Raw genomic sequence first — 19,825 nt, 5'->3', positions numbered from 1 at the left:
TCCCATGGACACTGCCCGCCGTTCCGCTCGTGGAGGTCGTCGCCGCCGGTCGGGTGCCCCGCTGTTCGGCCAGCTGCTCACCGCGGCGGTGGAATCCGCGGCCGACGCCGTGGCGATCCGGTTCCCCGGAACCGACGCCGCGCCGGCGCGCGAACTGACCTATCGCGAACTCGACGAGGCGTCCTCCCGGCTGGCGCGCGAGCTGATCGAGCGCGGTCTCGGCGCGGGGGACGTCGTCGCCATCGGGATGACCCGGTCCATCGAATCGGTGCTCGCGGTCTGGTCGATCGCCAAGACGGGCGCCGCCTACGTGCCGGTGGATCCGACGTATCCGCCGGAGCGGATCGCCCACATCGTCGCGGATTCCGGTGCGGCACTGGGCCTCACGACCTCCGCGCACCGCACCGCGCTCGGCACCGGCGTGTACTGGCTCGAGCTCGACGATCCGGTGGTGGCCGCGCGGATCGCGGACCGGCCGTCACATCCGATCTCCTACACCGACCGGGTGCGCCCGCTGACCGAGCAGCATCCGGCCTATGTCATCTACACCTCCGGTTCGACCGGCCGCCCGAAGGGCGTGGTCGTCACCCACTCCGGGCTGGGCTCGCTGGTCGCGGCCGAACGCGAGCACTACGGGGTCGGCGAGGAATCCCGGGTGCTGCACGTCTGCTCGCCCAACTTCGACGTCTCGGTGCTGGAACTGCTGCTGGCGTTCTCCTCGGGCGCGACCCTGGTGGTGTCGCCGCCGGAGGTGTTCGGCGGCTTCGAACTGAGCGATCTGCTTCGGCGCGAACAGATTTCGCACATGCTCATCACCCCGGGCGCGCTGGAGTCGGTCGATCCGGCCGGGCTGGACGACCTGGAGGCGGTCGTCGTCGCGGGCGACAAGTTCGGCCCGGAACTGGTGAGCCGCTGGGCGGGCGCGGATCGGCTGTTCTACAACGGTTACGGGCCGACCGAGGCCACCATCCTGGCCACCTCCAGCGCCCCGCTGCGGCCGGGCGAGCCGATCACGATCGGGTCGCCGATCGCGGGAGTCGGTGCGTACGTGCTGGATTCGCGGCTGCGCCCGGTGCCCGCCGGAGTGATCGGCGAACTGTATCTGTCCGGCCCGGCGCTGGCTCAGGGCTATCTGGGCCGTCCCGGGCTGACCGCGGAACGCTTCGTGGCGAGTCCGTTCGGCGCGGAGGCCGGGGCCGCGGGCGCGCGGCTGTACCGCACCGGAGATCTGGTGCGCCGCAACGAGTCCGACGGCACCCTCGAATATCTGGGCCGGTCGGACTTCCAGGTGAAGATCCGCGGTTTCCGCATCGAACTCGGTGAGATCGACAACGCGCTCACCGCCCACCCCGACATCGACTTCGCCGCCACGCTCGGCCGCCCGCTGCCCTCGGGCGCGACCGCGCTGGTCTCCTATGTACTGCCCCGCGCCGAAACCACCGTGGACACCGGCGCGCTCGTGGACTTCCTGTCGGAGTCGTTGCCCGCGTACATGATTCCGGCCGCGATCATGGTGCTCGACGAGATCCCGCTGACCCCGGTCGGCAAGCTGGATCGCGCCCGATTGCCCGAACCCACCTTCGCCGCACGGGAATTCCGCGCCCCCGCGACCCCGGTGGAGGAGATCGTCGCCGACGTGTTCGCGGCGCTGCTGGTGCCCGGCACCGCGGACGAACCGGGCCGGGTCGGCGCCGACGACGACTTCTTCGAACTGGGCGGCAACTCGCTGCTGGCCGCGCAGGCCGCCGCGCGCATCGGCGCGGCGCTGGATCTGCGGGTGCCGGTGCAGCTGCTGTTCGAGGCGTCCACGGTGGCGGCGCTGGCCCAGCGGGTCGAGCAGCACGCGGGCTCGGCGGCCGGACAGCGGCTGCGGCCCATGGCCCGGCCCGAGCGGGTGCCGCTGTCGTACGCGCAGCAGCGCATGTGGTTCCTCAACCGGTTCGACCCGGCGGCCGCGGTCAACAACATCCCGGTCGCGGTGCGGCTGAGCGGCGCCCTGGATCTGGACGCGCTGCGCGCGGCCGTGCGGGATCTGGTGGAGCGGCACGAGGTGCTGCGCACGATCTACCCCGACCTCGACGGCGAGGGTTACCAGTTGGTGCTCGCCGCCTCGGATCCCCGTGCGCTGCCGGACGTTCCGGTCGTCGACGCGACCGAGGCCGAGGTGTTCGACCTGGTCGCCGAGACCGTCGTCACCGGATTCGACGTCACCGTCGCGCCGCCGCTGCGGCTGCGGGTGATCCGGCTCTCCGCCACCGAACACGTCCTGGTGTGCGTGATCCACCACATCGCGGGCGACGGCTTCTCCATGGCCCCGCTCACCCGCGACCTCATGACGGCCTATCTGGACCGCGTGCGCGGCGGCCGGCCGGAATGGGCTCCCCTCGAGGTGCAGTACGCCGACTACGCGCTGTGGCAGCGCGAGACGCTGGGCACCGAGGACGATCCGGAATCGCTGCTGTCGCAGCAGATCTCGTTCTGGCGGCGCGAATTGGCCGCGCTGCCCGAACAATTGGATCTGCCCGCCGACCGCCCGCGTCCGGCGGTGCCGACCAATCACGGCGCGACGCTGGGTTTCGAGATCGACGCAGGGGTGCACGCGGCGCTGAACCGCCTTGCGCACCAGAGCAATTCGACGCTGTTCATGGTCGTGCACGCCGCGCTCGCGGTGCTGCTGGCCCGGCTGTCGAACACCCGCGACATCGCCGTCGGCACGCCGGTCGCCGGTCGCGGTGACGCCGCGCTGGACGATGTGATCGGCATGTTCGTCAACACGCTCGTGCTGCGCGCCGACGTCGATCCGGCGGCGCGGTTCGAGGAGCTGCTGCGCGCGATCCGCGGCACCGACGTGGAGGCGTTCGGGCACGCCGACGTGCCGTTCGAGCGGCTGGTGGAGCTGCTCGACCCGGTCCGCTCGGCGAGTCGCCACCCGTTGTTCCAGATGATGCTCACCTTCCAGAACCTGGCGCAGACCCGGCTGGAACTGCCCGGCCTGGCCGTGTCCGGGGTGGACATGGCCGTCCCGCTGGCCAAGTTCGATCTGCAACTGGCCATGGTCGAGCGCATCGACGAACACGGGGTGCCGCGCGGCATGTCGGCGGCGTTCACCTACGCCACCGACCTGTTCGACGAGGCGACCGTGCAGGACTTCGCCGACCGCTTCCGGCGCGTGCTGGACGCGGTCGCCGCCGAACCCGCCGTCGTCGTCGGCGACATCGACGTGCTCGCCCCGGGCGAGCGGGAACTCGTCCTGCGCGAATGGAACGCGCCCGGCGTCGAGGTGCCCGCGGTCACGCTGCCCGATCTGATCGCGGCCCAGGCCCGGCGGCGGCCGGACGCGGCGGCGATCCGGTTCGGCGACACCACGATCTCCTTCGGCGAACTCCAGCGCCGGGCCAACCGGGTGGCGCGCGCGTTGATCGCGCGCGGCGCGGGGCCGGAAACCCTGGTGGCCGTGGCGGTTCCGCGCACCGAGGAGCTGCCGATCGCGCTGCTGGGCGCGCTCGTCGCGGGCGCGGGCTACCTGCCGATCGACACCACCTATCCGCGGCAGCGACTCGAGTTCGTGCTCGGCGACGCCGCGCCCACCTGCGTCCTCACCACCGCCGAGGCGCTGGAGTCGCTGCCGCCCACCGACGTTCCGGTGGTGCTGCTCGAGGACACCGACACCCTCGCCGACGAGCCGGTGACCGACGAGGAGCGGATCGCGCCGCTGCGGCCGCACAACCTCGCCTACGTCATCTACACCTCCGGTTCCACCGGGGTGCCCAAAGGCGTGGGCGTCTCGCATCGCAACGTGCTGGAGCTGTTCGCCAACACCCAGCTGCTGTTCGAATTCGACGAGACCGACGTGTGGACGCTGTTCCACTCGTTCGCCTTCGACTTCTCGGTCTGGGAGCTGTGGTGCGCGCTGGCGAACGGCGGCGCGGTCGTGGTGGTGGACTACCCGACCTCGCGGTCGCCGGAGTTGTTCCGCGAGTTGCTGATTCGCGAACGGGTGACCGTGCTCAACCAGACGCCCTCGGCGTTCTACCAGCTCGCCGAGGCCGATCGGGCCGCCGGTTCGGACGCGGACAAGTTCGCGCTGCGCTATGTCGTGTTCGGCGGCGAGGCGCTGGATCTGCGCCAGCTGGCGCGCTGGTACGAGCGGCATCGCGCGAACGCGCCGCAGCTGATCAACATGTACGGCATCACCGAGACGACCGTGCACGTGTCGTTCCTCGAACTCGACGAGCGGCTCACCGACAGCCCGGCCAGCGTCATCGGCCGCGCGCTGCCCGGCCTCGAGACCTACGTGCTCGACGACCGGCTGCATCCGGCACCGGTCGGTGTGGCGGGCGAGATGTACGTTGCGGGACACCAGCTTTCGCGCGGCTACCTGGGCCGCCCCGGGCTCACCGCCACCCGCTTCGTGGCCAACCCGTACGGCGGGCCCGGTGCGCGCATGTACCGCACCGGCGACATCGGCCGCTGGGCCGGATTCAACGGCGAGGCCGCGCTCGAATACGCCGGGCGCAGCGATCAGCAGGTGCAGTTGCGCGGATTCCGCATCGAACTCGGCGAGATCGAGGCCGCGCTGCTGCGCTGCCCCGGCGTCAGCCAGGCGGTGGTGCTGGTCCGCGCCGACGAGCACGCCGGTGATCGGCTGATCGGGTACGTCGTCCCCGAGGGCGGCGCGGACCTCGATTCGGCCGCGCTGCGCGCGCGGGTGAGCGAATTCCTCACCGGCTACATGGTTCCCGACGCCGTCGTGGTGCTGGACGCGCTGCCGCTCACGCCGAACGGCAAACTCGACCGCCGGGCGCTGCCCGCGCCGGAGTTCCTCGGCTCGGCCGCCGCCTACCGCGCCCCGGGCACGCCGATCGAGCAGGCCGTGGCCGATGTGTTCGGCGATCTGCTCGGCGCGCCCGAGGTGGGCCTGGACGACGACTTCTTCGCCCTCGGCGGCAACTCGCTGCTGGCCACCCGCGCGGTGGCGCGGATCAACGAGGCGCTGGACGCGAATCTCGTGGTGCGCGAGCTGTTCGAGGCGTCCTCGGTGGGCGCGCTCGCGGCGCGCGTGGTGCCCGGCGCGGCGGGCGGCGCCGCGCGGCCGAAACTGCTCCCGGCCCCGCGCACCGACCGGGTGCCGTTGTCGCTGGCGCAGCAGCGGATGTGGGTCATCAACCAGCTCGACCCCGATTCGCCGTCCTACAACATCCCGTTGGCGATCCGGCTCTCCGGCGCGCTGGACGTGCCCGCGCTGCGGCAGGCGATCGCCGATGTGGTGGAGCGGCACGAGGTGCTGCGCACCCGCTACCCGGCCAGCGGGCCGGGCGGGCTGCCGTATCAGGAGATCCTCCCGGCCGCCGACGCGCTGCCCGAGGGCCTGACGGTGGAGACGACGGACGATCCGATCGGCCGCGTCACCGAGCTGATGTCCACCGGATTTGATGTGACGCAACAGGTTCCGGTGCGCGCGCTGCTGTTGCGCGGCGGCGACGAATATCTGCTGGCGCTCGTCGTGCACCACATCGCGGGCGACGGCGCGTCGATGGCGCCGCTGGCCCGCGACCTGGTGACCGCGTACCTGGCCCGCAGTCAGGGCAACGAGCCCGGCTGGGCCCCGCTCGAGGTGCAGTACGCGGACTTCGCGATCTGGCAGCGCACCGTGATCGGCTCCGACGACGACGAGAACTCCGTCGCCGCACGGCAATTGGCGTACTGGCGCGACCAGCTCGCGGGCCTGTCCACGACCCCGCTGCTGCCCGCGGACCGGCCGCGTCCGGCGGTGCCGTCGATGCGCGGCGGTTCGGTCGGCTTCCTGGTGCCCGCCGAGGTGCACGAGGGCCTGTTGCGCCTTGCGCGCGAACACAATTCGTCGCTGTTCATGGTCGTGCACGCGGCGCTGGCCGTGCTGCTGGCCCGGCAGTCCGGCAACGCCGACATCGCGATCGGCACGCCGATCGCGGGCCGCGGCGAGCGGGCGCTCGACGATCTGGTCGGCATGTTCGTCAACACGCTGGCCCTGCGGACCGGCGTGAGCACCGCCGACACCTTCGACGCGCTGGTGGAGAAGGCCCGCGAGACCGATCTGACCGCCTTCGCCAACGCCGACATCCCGTTCGAGCGGGTGGCCGAGGTGGTGGCCCCGGGCCGGTCCGGGGCGCAGAGCCTGTTCCAGGTGGTGCTGTCGTTCCAGAACACCGAGGCCCCGACCCTCGAACTGCCCGGCCTGAGCGTCACCGCCTTGGACTCGGACGCGGTGGCCGCCAAATTCGATCTCCAGGTGACCGTCGAGCCGCGCAACGGGCCCGACGGCGGGCCGGGCGATCTGATCACCGTGCTGACCTACGCGACCGATCTGTTCGACGAGTCGACCGTGCGGGCGCTGGGCCGCCGCTTCGAACGCATCCTGGCCGCGGTCGCCGCGGATCCGCAGATCCTGATCGGCGCGATCGACCTGTTCGAGGAGGGCGCGGAGCGGCCCGAGCCGGAGCGGACCGAACCGGTCGAATCCGCCACCACCATCGGCACCACGCTGCCCCAGGCGCTGGCCGCGGCCGTCGAGGACGATCCGGACGGGCCCGCGCTGGTCTTCGGCGAGGACGCGGTCAGCTACTCCGATCTCGACGCGCGGTCCTCGCGGCTGGCGCGGGTGCTGATCGGGCGCGGCTGCGGGCCGGGCGTCGGCGTCGCGCTGCGGATCGAGCGGGGCGTGGAGGCGGCCGTGGCCACCTGGGCGGTGCTCAAGGCCGGTGCGGCGGTGGTGCCGTCGCTGGGCGGCGCGCTGCCGACCGCGCTGGAAACCAAGGTGGGCCTGGCCGATTCGGCCGTGGTCGCCGGGGAGCCGGGCGGTATCGACTGGCTGGTGCTGGACGATCCGAACGTGGTCGCCGAGATCGCGGGGGAGTCCGCCCGCCCGGTGACCTACGCCAACCGCACCCGTGCCCTGCGGGGGGCCGATCCGGCCTTCGTGGCCGTCGGGCCCGTCCCGGACCCGGCCGCACCGGACCGGAGCGGCGTCGGGGCGATCGTGCTGAGTTACGACGGGCTGGCCGCGACGGTGGACCGGGTGCGGTCGCGCACCGACCTCACCTTCGAGTCGCGCACGTTCCGGCAGGGCCGGGCCGACGCCGTCGCCGGTCTGGTGGAGATCGTCGCGGCCGGGGCCACCGGCGCGTCGCTGGTGCTGCCCGCCGACGCGAGCAGTGCCGCGCTGGCCGACGAGTGGGTCACGCACCTGTTCACCGACGCGGACGGGCTCACCGGACTGGATCCGGAACCGCTCGAGGATCTGCGGGCCGTGGTGATCGAGCGTGGTCCGATACCGATGCCGGAATTCGGGGCCGCCGAGGTCGTCGTCGCCCTGGACGAACTGCTGCCGAAAGATAGCCGTTAGCTACCGATCGTTCGTGACCTCGGAATCTTGGGCGTGCGTAACCAGCAAGGATGCGGTATCGGCGCGAGCAAGGCAAGATTGCGAAGATTCGTTGTTTGCACATAGAAGGTTTCAGACTGATGTTCGGATTCGTAGCGTGACGCGCCCGGTCCGGCAGCGACCCGCGCGGACCCGTCGTCCCCGCGTGACCACGCTGCCGCGCCTGCTGCTGACGGCCGTCGAGGCGAATCCGGACGGCGTCGCGGTCGTCCTCGCGGACGCGACCGCCACGCTGGCCGAGCTGACCTATGCCGAACTCGACGAACGTTCCACGCGGCTGGCCCGCGCGTTGATCGAGCGGGGCATCGGGCCGGAGGATCTGGTGGCGGTCGGCATTCCGCGGTCGATCGAGTCGGTGGTGGCGGTGTGGGCCGTCGCCAAGACGGGCGCGGGTTTCGTGCCGGTGGATCCGAACTATCCCGCCGAGCGGGTGGCGCACATGGTCACCGATTCCGGTGCGGCGCTGGGCCTCACGGTGTCGGCGGTGCGGGACCGGCTGCCCGGTGGCGTGGAATGGCTGACCGTCGACGGCGGCATTCGCGCTCGGCTGGAACGCTGTTCGACCGAGCCGGTGACGAACGCCGACCGGGTGCGACCGCTGCGCGCCGAACATCCGGCCTATGTCATCTACACCTCCGGGTCGACCGGCAAGCCCAAGGGCGTGGTGGTCACCCAGGCCGGGTTGTCGAGCTTCTGCGACGAGCAGCGCGAGCGTTACCGCGTCGACAGCGCCTCGCGCGCACTGCATTTCGCGTCGCCGTCGTTCGACGCGTCGGTGCTGGAACTGCTGCTGGCCATCGGCGGCGCGGCGACCATGGTCGTGGTCGCCCCGACGGTGTACGGCGGCGACGAGTTGGCCGCGCTGCTGCGGCGCGAGCGGGTGACCCACGCGTTCATCACCCCGGCGGCGCTGGCCTCGGTGGATCCCGTGGGGCTGGACGAGCTGCGCGTGGTGGTGGCCGGGGGCGAAGCGTGTCCGCCGGATCTGGTGCGACGCTGGGTGATTCCCGTCGCGGGCGGCCGGAACCGGGAGTTCTACAACGGTTACGGTCCGACCGAGACCACCATCATGACCAATATCAGCGCCCCGCTGGTTCCCGGGGAGCTGGTGACGATCGGCGGCCCCATCCGCGCGATCACCGAATACGTTCTGGACGAACGGCTCTCGCCCGTGCCCCCGGGCGCGGTGGGCGAGTTGTACATCGCCGGTGCGCAATTGGCGCGGGGCTATCACGATCGTCCTGAATTGACGGCTGCCCGGTTCGTGGCCAACCCCTTCGGGGATGGTGGGGCGGCTAGCCGCCTCTACCGCACCGGCGACCTCGTCCGCTGGACCGCGAACGGTGAACTGGAATATCTGGGCCGCAACGACTTCCAGGTGAAGATCCGTGGATTCCGGATCGAGCTGGGCGAGATCGACGCGGTGCTGGCCGCGCACGAGACGGTCGACTTCGCCGTCACCGTCGGCCATGCCCTGCCCGGTGGGGCGACGGTGCTGGTGTCGTACGTGCACGCGGCCGGTGCCGCCGTCGACGTGGACGAGCTGCTGGCCTTCGCCGCGCGCAGCCTGCCCGCGCACATGGTGCCGACCGCGATCATGGTGCTCGACGAGATCCCGCTGACTCCGGTGGGCAAACTCGATCGCGCCGCCCTGCCCGCACCGGTATTGCAGGCCAAGCGTTTCCGCGCGCCGGAGGGCCGGTACGAGGTCCTGGTCGCCACCGCGTTCGCGGAGCTGCTGCATCGCGACACCGAGATCGGCGCGGACGACGACTTCTTCGAACTGGGCGGCAATTCGCTGATCGCCACCCAGGTCGCGGCGCGGGTGGGGGCCGAGATCGGCACCCGGGTGCCCGCCCGGCAGGTGTTCGAGGCCCCGACGGTCGCGGAGTTGGCGGCCCGGATCGCCGCGCTCGCGGGGGCGGGTGACCGGTTGCCGCTGGCGCCCGTGCAGCGGCCGGACCGGATTCCGCTCTCGCCCGCGCAGCAGCGGATGTGGTTCCTCAACCGCTTCGACACCGCCTCGGCCGCCAACAACATCCCGTTCGCCATCCGGCTCACCGGCGGACTCGACGTGGACGCGCTCGAGGCCGCGGTCGCCGATGTGGTGGAACGCCACGAGACCCTGCGCACCGTCTACCCGGCGGAGGACGGCACCGGCTATCAGCTGGTGCTCCCGCCCGAACGCGCCCTCCCCGACCTCGCCGCCAAACCCGTCGCGGCGATCGAACTCGAGGATTGGCTGACCGACTTCGCGCTGACCGGGTTCGATGTGACCGTCGAGGTGCCGCTGCGCATCGCGCTGCTCGAATTGGATTCGGGCGCATCCGATTACGTGCTCGCCGTCACCGTCCACCACATCGCCGCGGACGGCACGTCGATCGCGCCGCTGGTGCGCGACCTCATGACGGCCTACCTCGCCCGCCACACCGGCGAGGTTCCGGCCTGGGAGCCGCTGCCGGTGCAGTACGCCGACTACACGCTGTGGCAGCGCGCGGTGCTGGGATCGGAGTCCGATCCGGAATCCCTTGCGGCGAAACAGATCTCGTACTGGCGGGACGCACTCGCGGGCCTGCCGGATCGACTGGACCTGCCCGCCGACCGGCCCCGCCCGGCCACCGCCTCCGGCCGCGGCGGCGAGTTCGCCTTCGAGATCGACGCGGAAACCCATGCGGGGCTGCTGGATTCGGCCCAGCGCGCGGGCGCGTCACTGTTCATGGCCGTGCACGCGGCGTTCGCGGTCCTGCTGGCGCGGCTGTCGGCGACCGACGACATCGCGATCGGCACGCCGGTCGCGGGGCGCGGCGAGCGCGAACTCGACGATCTCGTCGGCATGTTCGTCAACACCCTGGTCCTGCGCACCCGCATCGACGCGGCGCTGTCGTTCGACGAGTTGCTGGCGGCGGTGAAGGACACCGATCTGGCGGCGTTCTCGCATGCGGAGTTGCCGTTCGAGCGGTTGGTCGAGGTGCTCGATCCGGTGCGGTCGCAGGCGCATCATCCGTTGTTCCAGGTGGCGTTGTTCTTCCAGAACATGGACAAGCCGCGTTTGGAGCTGCCCGGTCTGTCGGTGGAGGCGCTCGAATTCGACGGCGCGGTAGCGAAATTCGATCTGCAACTGACCATCGTGCCGCGCGCGGACGACGGCGCGCCGGCCGGTTTCTCGGCGCTGTTCACCTATGCGGCGGACCTGTTCGACGAGGCCACCGTGGCCGGATTCGCGGACCGGTTCGCGCGGGTGCTGCGGACGGTGACCACCGAGCCGCGGCTGCCGATCGGCGGGATCGAACTGCTCTCCGACGAGGAGCTGCGGCGAATCCTGCACGGCTGGAACGACACCCGCCAGGCCGTCCCTCAGGAACTGCTGCTGGACGGCTATCGCCGCGCGGTGTCGCGGTTCCCCGACGCGGTGGCGGTCGCCTACGAGGGCGACGAGCTGACCTACGCCGAGTTCGACGCCCGCGTGAATCGGCTGGCGCGCCTGCTGATCTCGGCCGGGGTCGGCCCGGAAACCCTGGTGGGGTTGGCGATTCGGCGATCGCTGGATCTGGTCGTCGGCATGTACGCGATCGTGGCGGCGGGCGGCGCGTATGTGCCGTTGGATCCGGATCATCCGGCCGAGCGCATCGCCCACATTCTCGACACCGCCCGGCCGCTGTGCGTGCTCACCACCGGGCGGGACGCCGTGGCGCTGCCCGGCGCCGAGGTCCTCGAGATCGATCGACTCGACCTGTCCGGCCACTCCGCCGCCCCGATCACCGCCGCCGACCGGCGCGCGACCCTGCGGCCGGGACATCCCGCCTACGTCATCTTCACCTCCGGTTCGACGGGCCGCCCCAAGGGTGTGGCCGTCTCGCACCGCGCCATCCACAACCAGATCGAGTGGATGCTCGCGCAGTACCCGCTCACGCCCGGCGATGTGTATCTCCAGAAGACGGCGACGACGTTCGATGTGTCGCTGTGGGGGTATTTCATGCCGTTGCGGGCCGGGGCGAAGTTGGTGGTGGCGACGCACGACGGGCATCGGGATCCGGTGTATGTGGCGGAAACGATTGCGGCGCAGCATGTCACGGTCACCGATTTCGTGCCGTCGATGCTCACCGTCTTCGCCGCGCACCTGAGCGCCGGCGCGTGCCCGACCCTGCGCGACATCTTCGTCATCGGTGAGGCGCTGCCGCCCGAGACCGTCGCGGCGCTGCGGCACGTCACCACCGCACGCGTGCACAATCTGTACGGCCCGACCGAGGCGGCCGTGTCGGTCACCTACTGGGAGGCCCGCGACAGCGACCGCGCGAGCGTGTCGATCGGCCTGCCGCAGTGGAACACTCGCGTGTACGTGCTGGACTCGTGGCTGCGTCCGGTTCCGGCGGGCGTCCCCGGTGAGCTGTATCTGGCCGGGGACCAGCTGGCCCGCGGCTATGTGCGGCGGCCCGATCTGACCGCGGATCGGTTCGTGGCCAACCCCTTCGGGAACGGGTCGCGCATGTACCGCACCGGCGACCTCGTGATCTGGCGGGACGCCGACGCCGACGCCCCCGCGCGGCTGGATTACGTGGGACGCACGGACTTCCAGGTGAAGTTCCGGGGTCAGCGGATCGAGCTCGGTGAGATCGAGACCGCCTTGCTGGCGCAGTCGTCGGTGAGTCAGGCCGTGGCGCTGGTGGTGCCCTCGACGCTGGGTGAGCAGCTGGTGGCCTACGCCGTGCCGGTGCCGGGCGACCGTATCGTCGCGGAGGAGCTGCGCGACGCCGTCGCGAAGACGCTGCCCGCCTACATGGTTCCGGCGACGATCGTGCCGCTGCCGGAATTCCCGCTCAATGCCAGCGGCAAGCTCGACCGCAGGGCGCTGCCCGAACCGGTCTTCGCCGCCCGCGAATTCCGCGCTCCCGCGACACCGGTGGAGGAACTGGTCGCGGAGGTCTTCGCCGAGGTGCTGGAGCTGCCGCGGGTCGGCGCGGACGACGACTTCTTCGCCCTCGGCGGCAACTCGCTCATCGCCACCCGGGTGGTGGCGCGGCTGGGCACCCTGCTCGACACCCGCATCCCGGTGCGCGCGCTGTTCGAGACCGCCACGGTCGCGGGGCTGGCGGCGGCCGTGGAATCGCGGTCGCACGGGCGTCGCACCGTCGAACTCGGCGGCGTCGAGCGGCCGGAGCGGCTGCCGCTGTCGTTGGCGCAGCAGCGCATGTGGTTCCTCAACCGCTTCGACGACGGCGCGGGGTCGGCGGCCTACAATCTGCCGTTCGCGTTGCGCCTGACCGGTAGCCTGGACGCCGAATCCCTCAGTGCCGCTTTGGATGACGTGGTGGCCCGGCACGAGGTGCTGCGCACCGTGTATCCCGAGACGCCCGACGGCGCGGTGCAGGTGATCCTGCCGCCCGACACCCGCTTGGGCGTGACCGTCGAGGCCGTCGCCGCGGCCGAGGTGCCCGAACTGGTGCACACGCTGGCCGCCACGCCGTTCGACGTGACGACCCAGGTGCCGCTGCGCGTACGGCTGCTGCGCGTAACCGATTCGCCCACACCGGAATACGTGTTGGCCGTGGTCGTCCATCACATCGCGGGCGACGCCTCGTCCATGGGTCCGTTGGTGCGCGATGTCATGACCGCGTACGCGGCGCGCACGTCGGGGGAGGCCCCGGCGTGGCCGCCGTTGGCGGTGCAGTACGCCGACTACGCGCTGTGGCAGCGCGCCGTCCTCGGCGACGAGTCGGATTCGGATTCCATTGCCGCCCAGCAGATCTCGTATTGGCGACGGGAACTCGCCGGGCTGCCGGAGCTGCTGGAACTGCCCACCGACCGCCCCCGGCCCGCCGTGGCCACCCTCGCGGGCGGACGGGTGCCGTTCGCCGTGGACGCCCGCACGCACGCGCGACTGGTGAGCCTGGCGCGCGAGCACGGGGCGACGGTGTTCATGGTGGTGCATTCGGCGTTGGCGGTGTTGCTGGCGCGGTTGTCGGGTTCCGACGACATCGCGGTCGGAACCCCGGTGGCGGGGCGCGGTGAGGCCGAACTCGACGATCTGATCGGCATGTTCGTCAATACCGTCGTCTTCCGGTCCCAGTTGGATCGTTCGGAGTCGTTCGCGGAACTCCTCGTTCGGCAGCGCGAGGTGGATCTGCAGGCGTTCGCGCACGCGGATGTGCCGTTCGAGCGGTTGGTGGAGGTGTTGAATCCGCGTCGGTCGACGGCGCATCATCCGTTGTTCCAGGTGGGTTTGTCGTTCCAGAATGTCGCCCGCACGCAGTTGGATCTGCCGGGTCTGGCGGTGCGGGGCGTGGACGCGGATCTGGATGTGTCGCAGTTCGATCTGCATCTGATCGTGGCGGACGCCTACGGGGAGGACGGGAGCGCCGACGGTATCGGCGGGTTCCTGACCTACGCCACCGACCTGTTCGACGAGCGCACCGCGGCCTCGATCGCGCACCGCCTCGCCCGCGTCCTGACCTGCGTCGCCGCCGACGCGAGCACGCCCGTCGGCGACCTGCCGCTGCTCGACCGCACCGAACAGCACCGAATCCTGACCCGGCCCAATGCCACCGGCTACCCGCTGGACTCGGCCACCCTGCGCGCCGCCCACGACCGCACCCTCGCCGGACTGCTCGCCGCCACCGTGGCCGCGACGCCCGACGCCGTCGCCCTCGTCGACGACGCCACCGGCGAATCGCTCACCTACGGCGAGGTGTCCCGCCGGGTGAATCGCCTTGCCCGCCACCTGATCTCGCTGGGCGTCGGCCCGGAATCGCGGGTGGCCCTGGCCCTGCGGCGTTCCGCCGATCTGGTCGTCGCCATGTACGCCGTGGCGACCGCCGGGGGCGCGTACGTGCCGGTCGATCCGGACCAGCCCGCCGAGCGCACCGCCTACATCCTCGACACGGCCGCGCCGGTGTGCGTGCTGTCCGATACCGCCGCCGCGTTCGCCACCACGGCCGCCCCGGTGGTGTGGCTCGAGGATCTGACCGTGGGCGAACTGGCCGACACACCGATCGCCGACGCCGAGCGCCGCGCGCCGCTGCGGCCGGAGAACACGGCGTACGTCATCTTCACCTCCGGTTCCACCGGTCGTCCCAAGGGTGTGGCCGTGTCGCACGCGGCCGTGGTCAACCAATTGCTGTGGAAGACAGCGGAATTCGGGCTCGGTGCGGATGACGCGGTGTTGTTGAAGACGGCCGCGACATTCGATTTGTCGGTGTGGGAGTTCTGGTCCGCGGCGGTCTGCGGTGGCCGCCTGGTGATCGCCTCGGCCGACGGCCACCGCGACCCCGCCTACCTCAACGAACTCATGACCCGGACCCGGGTGACCACCCTGCACGCGGTCCCGTCCATGCTCGACGCCCTGCTGACCGACGGTGGCATCCCCGCCCTGCGCCGGGTGCTCGCCATCGGCGAGGGCCTGCCCGGCGCGCTCGCCCAGCGCTTCCGGGCCGCGCGACCGCGCACCGAACTGTTCAACCTGTACGGCCCGACCGAGGCGGCCGTCTCCATCACCCGCCACCGCGTCACCGACGCCGACACCACCACGGTCCCCATCGGCGTGCCGGAGTGGAACAGCCAGGTGTACGTGCTGGATTCGCGGCTGCACCCGGTGCCCGAGGGCGTCTCCGGGGAGCTGTACCTCGCGGGCGCGCAGCTGGCGCGCGGGTACTTCGCGCGACCCGATCTGACCGCAGAACGGTTCGTGGCCGACCCGTTCGGAATCCCGGGCGCTCGCATGTACCGCACCGGCGACCTCGTCGCCTGGCGTGACGGGGAACTGGAATACCGGGGCCGCACCGACTTCCAGGTCAAGGTTCGCGGCTTCCGGATCGAGCTCGGTGAGATCGAGGCGGCGCTGCTGGCGTTGCCCGAGATCGCTCAGGTGGCCGTGCTGGCCAGATCCGATGAGCGGACCGGTGATCGGCTGGTCGCCTATCTGGTGCCGTCCGGCACGAATCTCGATGTGGCGCAGGTGAAGTCGGCGTTGTCGGCGGCGTTGCCGTCGTACATGGTGCCGTCGGCGTTCGTGGTGCTGGATGCGTTGCCGTTGAATGTGAACGGCAAGTTGGATCGTAAGGCGTTGCCGGAGCCGGAGTTCGAGAGCACGGTGTTCCGTGCGCCGTCGACGCCGATCGAGGAGGTCGTGGCGTCGGTGTTCGCCGAGGTGCTCGGGGTGGAGCGGGTCGGGGCGGACGACGATTTCTTCGCCCTCGGCGGCAATTCGCTGCTGGCGACGCAGGTCGCCGCCCGCGTCGGCGCGGCGCTCGAGACCCGGGTCTCCGTGCGCGCGCTGTTCGAGACCCCGGTGGTCGCGGCCCTCGCCGCGGCCGTGGAACGCTCCGCCGACGCCGCGCGGCCCCCGCTCGTCGCCGTCGAACGCCCCGACCGGGTGCCGTTGTCGTTCGCGCAGCAGCGCATGTGGTTCCTCAACCAATTCGACACCGCCGCGGCCGTGTACAACATCCCCGTCGCCATCCGGCTCTCCGGCGACCTCGACGTGACCGCGCTGCGGTGGGCCGTGAACGACGTGGTCGCCCGGCACGAGATCCTGCGCACCACCTACCCGCTCACCGGCACCGGTCCGGTGCAACTCGTGCACCCGCCGCGCGCGATCGACCTCGACACCGAGCCGCGCGAGATCACGCCCGCCGAACTCGAGCGCGTCGTCACCGAGATCGTGTCCGCGGGCTTCGACGTCACCGCCCGGGTGCCCGTCCGCACCGCGCTGCTGCGACTGTCGGAGACCGAGCACATCCTGGTGTTCGTGGCCCACCACATCGCCACCGACGGCTGGTCGCTGGGCCCGCTCACCCGCGACCTCGTCCTCGCCTACACCGGCCGCGCCGCCGGGGAACCGCCCGCCTGGGCGCCGCTGCCGGTCCAGTACGCCGACTACGCGCTGTGGCAGCAACGCGCCCTCGGCTCCGAGGACGACCCGGAATCGGCGCTGGCGCAACAGGTCTCGTACTGGCGCGAACGGCTGGCCGCCCTGCCCGAACAGGTGGACCTGCCGACCGACCGGCCGCGGCCCGCCGTCGCCAGCTACCGGGGCGCGACGGTCACCTTCGACATCGACGCCGACCTGCACGCCGCGTCCAAGGCGTTCGCCCGCGCCCACAACGCCACCCTGTTCATGGTCGTGCACGCCGCGCTCGCGGTGCTGCTGGCCCGGCTGTCGGGCACCCGCGACATCGCCATCGGCACCCCGATCGCCGGACGGGGCGAGGCCGCGCTCGACGATCTGGTCGGCATGTTCGTCAACACGCTCGTGCTGCGCACCGAGATCGACCCGGCCGGAACCGTCGACGAGCTGTTGAAGGCGGTGCGCCGCACCGACATCGGCGCGTTCGCACACGCCGACGTGCCGTTCGAACGCCTGGTGGAACTGCTCGAACCGGTCCGCTCCACCGCCCGGCACCCGCTGTTCCAGGTGGCGCTGGCCTTCCAGAACCTGACCACCGACGAACTGCGACTACCCGGGCTGACCGTGTCGGGCCTGGACGCGCTGCCCACCCCGGCCAAATTCGACCTCCAGCTCACCGTCGCCGAGAACACCGATCCGGACGGCCGACCGCGGGGGCTCGTCGCCGCCCTCACCTACGCGACCGACCTGTTCGACGAGGCGACCGTGCGCGGCTTCGCCGACCGCTTCCGCCGGGTCCTGACCGGTCTGGTGGCCGCCGACACCGCGCTCGGCGATATCGAACTGCGCACCGACGCCGAACGCGAACGCGCCCTGCGCGATTGGAACGCGCCGCTCGCGCCGCCGCGCACCGCGACCGAACCGTCACTGGTCGCGCTCATCGACGCCCAAGTCCGGCGGCGGCCCGACGCGACGGCCGTGCGGGCGGGGGAGCGGACGCTCACCTTCGCCGAACTCGACCGCCGCGCCAACCGGCTGGCCCGCGCCCTCATCGCGGGCGGCGTGGGCCCGGAAACCCTGGTGGCCGTGGCCGTTCCGCGCACCGAGGAACTGCCGATCGCGCTGCTGGCGGTGCTCAAGGCGGGCGCCGGCTACCTGCCCATCGACACCGGCTACCCCCGGCGGCGACTGGAGTTCCTGCTCGCCGACGCCGCCCCGGCCTACGTCCTCACCACCGACGAACTGCACGACGCCCTGCCCCCGCACGGCATCCCCACCCTGCTGACGCACCGCGCCGCGGGCTTCGACGACGGCCCGGTGACCGACGCCGACCGCCGCGGCCCGCTGCGCCCGGACGATCTGGCCTACGTCATCTACACCTCCGGCTCCACCGGCGTGCCGAAGGGCGTCGCGGTCTCGCACCGGAATGTGTTGCAGCTGTTGGTCAATGCGCAACCGCTGTTCGAATTCGACGACACCGACGTGTGGACGATGTTCCACTCGTTCGCCTTCGACTTCTCGGTGTGGGAACTGTGGGCGGCGCTGGCCACCGGCGGCAGCGTGGTCGTGGTCGACCACCCGACCTCACGATCGCCGGAAGCGTTCCGCGAGTTGCTGATTCGCGAACGGGTGACGGTGCTCGACCAGACGCCCTCGGCGTTCTATCAGCTCGTCGCCGCCGATCGGGCCGCCGCCACGCCCGGCGATTTCGCGTTGCGGCACATCGTGTTCGGCGGCGAGGCCCTCGATCCGCGGCGGGTCGCGCCGTGGCGCGCGGCGCATCCCGGGGCGCGCCTGGTGAACATGTACGGCATCACCGAGACCACCGTGCACGTGTCGTTCCAGGTGATCGACGACGCGCTGACCTCGGATCCGGCCAGCGTGATCGGGCGGCCGCTGCCCGGCCTGGCCGTGCACGTGCTCGACGAGCGGCTGCATCCGGTTCCGGCCGGGGTGCCCGGGGAGATGTACGTCGCGGGCGAACAGCTCTCGCGCGGTTACCTGAATCGTCCGGGCCTGACCGCCACCCGCTTCGTGGCCGACCCCTTCGGCCCGCCGGGCGCGCGGCTCTACCGCTCCGGCGACATCGGCCGTTGGCGCGAGACCGGCGACGCGGCGCGGCTCGAGTACGCGGGCCGCGGCGACCAGCAGGTCCAATTGCGGGGTTTCCGTATCGAATTGGGCGAGGTCGAGGCGGCGCTGCTGCGCTGCGCGGGGGTCGGACAGGCCGCCGCCGTCGTCCGGCGCGACGAGCGGACGGGCGAACGCCTCGTCGGCTATGTCGTCGCGGCCGACCGCGATCCGGCCGAACTGCGCGCCGAGGTCGCCGAATTCCTCACCGGCTACATGGTTCCCGATGTGATCATGGTGCTGGACGCGCTGCCGCTCACCCCGAACGGCAAACTCGACCGCCGCGCCCTGCCCGAACCGAAAGTGGTGCGCGGCAACGACTTCCGCGCACCGCGCACCCTGACCGAACGAGCCGTCGCCGCCGTCTTCGCCGATCTGCTCGGGGCCGACCGGGTGGGCGTGGACGACGACTTCTTCGCCCTCGGCGGCAATTCGCTGCTGGCCGCGCGGGCCGTCGCGCGGCTGCGCGAGGCGACCGGGTCCACCCACATCGAGGTGCCGTGGCTGTTCGGCGACGCCACCGTCGAGGGGCTGTCCCGCCGCATCGACGCGCACGACCCCGCGAGCTCGACCGCCTTCGACGTCGTCCTCCCGCTGAGCGGCGGCACCGGGGTGCCGGTGTTCTGTATCCATCCGATGGGCGGGCTGGCCTGGGCCTACTCCGGGCTGGCCGCGCACGTGCCGGGGGCCGCGCTGTGGGGCGTGCAGTCGCCCGCGCTGAGCGAGGACTACCTGCCGGAGTCGTTGCGGGAGATGGTCGTTCGCTATGCCGCCGAGATCCGCGCGGTGCAGCCGGACGGGCCCTACCGGCTGCTGGGCTGGTCGCTGGGCGGTGTGCTCGCACACGCCGTCGCCGCCGAACTCCAGGCGGCGGGCGCGGAGGTGGCGCTGCTGGCGATCCTGGACGGCTACCCCGAGTTGGACGTCACCGACTTCCGCGCCACCCTGCGCAACGCGTTCGCCGAACTCGGCATCAGCGAGGACGCGCTGCCCGAGGGCGATCCGCACGAGCTGAGCGAGGAGGCCCTCGCGGCCCTTCATGCCTCGGTTCCCGCCGACGTGATCACGCTGACAACCGAGGACGTGCTGCGGATCTATCGCGCCGCGGTGCGCGGGGTGGAACTCGCGGCCGACCATCGGCCCGGCGTGTTCCGCGGGACGGTCGAGTTCTTCCGGGCCGCGAACGACCCCTACAACGCCGCCCGCGGCCTGACCTCGTCCGATTGGGCGCCCTACGTGGACGGCCGGATCGTCGACCGCCCGGTGCCCACCACTCATCAGGAGCTGGCGGGCCCCGCCGGACTGGCCGAGATCGGCCCGGTCCTGGCCCGGCTGCTGGGCGGCGATCAGCCGGATGCGTGACCTGTCGCGCCCCGTCCGGGACAATGGTCGGGTCACGCGGCAGTAACAGTCGTGGTGGCTGTGCTCGATTGACC

Annotated in this window: 1 protein-coding gene and 1 pseudogene; both read left to right on the top strand. The window is 71.6% G+C overall.

The window, feature by feature from the left end; translation table 11 throughout:
- Positions 1-4: 4 nt before the first annotated feature.
- Complete coding sequence (locus ACFYTQ_RS20665; RefSeq protein ID WP_387363039.1) at positions 5-7,381, top strand: amino acid adenylation domain-containing protein; 7,377 nt, start codon at positions 5-7, stop codon at positions 7,379-7,381.
- 145 nt (positions 7,382-7,526) lie between these two features.
- Positions 7,527-19,751 (top strand): annotated as a pseudogene (locus tag ACFYTQ_RS20660) (amino acid adenylation domain-containing protein); the annotation flags it as partial.
- Positions 19,752-19,825 lie beyond the last annotated feature (74 nt).

The sequence above is a fragment of the Nocardia sp. NPDC004068 genome (assembly GCF_042874315.1).
Lineage (GTDB): Bacteria > Actinomycetota > Actinomycetes > Mycobacteriales > Mycobacteriaceae > Nocardia.
This window is presented reverse-complemented; position numbering and strand designations above follow the sequence as displayed.